The organism is Chamaesiphon sp. GL140_3_metabinner_50, assembly GCF_025361915.1.
Lineage (GTDB): Bacteria > Cyanobacteriota > Cyanobacteriia > Cyanobacteriales > Chamaesiphonaceae > Chamaesiphon.
On record NZ_JANYJC010000007.1, the window covers coordinates 1 to 2,204 of the forward strand.

Sequence of the window (2,204 nt, forward strand, 5' to 3'; positions counted from 1 at the left end):
GATCTACCCACCCCACTGGGCGGGTGACCCGACCAGTAGCCCTACGGGCACCCCTCCAGGGAGGGGATTTTCCTTACTCCCAACTCCATACTCCCAACTCCATACTCCTTACTCCCAACTCCTTACTCCCACCTCTCCCCATGACTTTCCACATTTCCCCCCTAATTCGGATTACCCTGAGCTTGCTATATATCTCCCTGATGATACCTCTGCCATTTTTGGCAACATTTACCCATGCAGAGGTGCCAGCGTGGTTGCTATGGGTGGGAATTGGATTGGGATTTGTGGCATTACAGGGCGCATTGAGTCAGCGCGTGGTAGTAGACGAGCGCGCGATTGGGGTTAATTATCCGAGCTGGGTGCCAACTTTTTTTATAAAAAGCTGGGAATTAGCATGGAGCGAAGTTAAAGATTTAAAAATGCGGACGACGGGACAGGGTGGATTAGTTTATTATTTTATTAATGGTAGTGGCGAAGGTTTTTTGCTACCGATGCGGGTGGCGGGTTTCAATCGATTGGTCGGACTGGTGCAACAATATAGTACAATTGATACTACCGATGTTCGCCCGCTGTCTCAACCGTGGATGTATTTTGCGTTATTAGGATTAACGTTGTTTTTGTTATTAATCGATACTTGGACAATTTGGACAGCAATGTCAATATAATTTACAATTAATTATTATTATGGTTGACTCATTTGCCCAACATTATCACCAGCGGACAAAATACGATCCAGAGACGATTTCATCTAAAAGCCAGGGTTTAGACTGGAGCCAACAACCATCGTCGTATAAAGAATATAAAATCGGGACTGTTTACGACCTCAAGCCCTATTTACAATCGACAAAGCAAGATAGCGAGAGTCAGTGGTGGCAGCGATTATCGTTATTTTTATTGTGTAGTTATGGCTTGACGGCTAGAATTCAGACGATGGGCGATCCGATGTATTTACGGGCGGCTCCATCGGCAGGGGGATTGTATCCAGCCGAGATTTATTTGGTATCTAATGGCAATAATTTATTACCAGCCGGACTGTATAATTATCAAGTTAAAGATCATACTCTGATTCATTTTTGGTCGAGCGATGTTTGGCAAAATGTACGCGGTGCTTGTTTCAACCATCCAGCTTTAGCGGTGGCGAATTTTGCATTAATTACGACGGCGGTATTTTATCGCTCGGCTTGGCGATATCAAGATCGTGCCTATCGCCGCATTTTTCTAGATACCGGACATTTGCTCGGTAATATCGAACTAGCTGGCTCGATTAATGGATTTAAACCATATTTTATCGGCGGTTTTATCGATCGGCAAATTGATGAATTACTGTATCTCGATCCCGAATTAGAAGGTTCAGTAACGGTAATTCCCTGTGTCGATATCGATGCCAATCCCGATCCGGCGATCGGCTTTTTCCCAGCCGGGTTACCATCGAGAATCAACCTCGAATATCCAAACTTGCCCGATGGAGAATTATTAAAACATTGTCATCAATTGACTGAGATTACTAAATTTAGTCAATTGCCAGCTAATCCAAATGATATTAATTCAGTCCCATTAGATGATAAGTATAATTTTCCATTTTGCCTGAAAATATCGACGAGCGTTCCACCAATTTTATGGCAAAAACGGGCAGCGATCGATTGGCAAAGTCAGCTCCCATTATCGGGATTAGAAGATACCATCCTCAAACGTCGATCGACTCGCGCCTATACGGGTGCAGAATTAACGATCGAAGAACTCAAATCGGTATTAGATTTTACCTACCATCCCCAACATTATAGCGACCAAAACTTAGACCCAAGCCCTAATTACTTCGATCTAAATTTAATTGAAACCTTTATCGCAGTTTCGGGAGTGCGCGGATTAGAAGAAGGCTGTTATTATTACGCCCCAAAAGCTCAAGAACTCCGCCAAATTCGGTTCAAAAACTTCCGTCAAGAATTACATTATCTCTGTTTAGGACAAGAATTAGGACGCGATGCTGGTGCGGTAATTTTCCACACCGCAGATTTACCAATGGCAATTCAAAAATATGGAGATCGTGCATATCGCTATCTCCATCTCGATGCGGGACATTTGGGACAGCGGTTAAATTTAGCCGCAATTCGGCTCGATCTTGGTGTTAGTGGAATTGCCGGATTTTTTGACGATCGTGTCAATGAAGTACTCGGAATTCCCGAAGATGAAGCTGTATTGTATATTAC

General features: G+C 43.6%; 2 protein-coding genes. Both read left to right on the forward strand.

The features are described 5' to 3' along the window. Positions 1-140 precede the first annotated feature (140 nt). A complete protein-coding gene (locus Q0R35_RS00310) occupies positions 141-665 on the forward strand; it encodes a hypothetical protein (protein ID WP_295613230.1) in 525 nt (174 codons plus the stop codon). A gap of 19 nt (positions 666-684) precedes the next feature. Continuing rightward, the coding region (locus Q0R35_RS00315) for a SagB/ThcOx family dehydrogenase (protein ID WP_295613233.1) at positions 685-2,204 on the forward strand (1,520 nt) is incomplete at its 3' end.

What these genes read in the sequence shown, in the direction of transcription:
- Q0R35_RS00310 (WP_295613230.1), top strand. Translation starts at nt 141, where the DNA reads ATGACTTTCCACATTTCCCCCCTAATTCGGATTACCCTGAGCTTGCTA.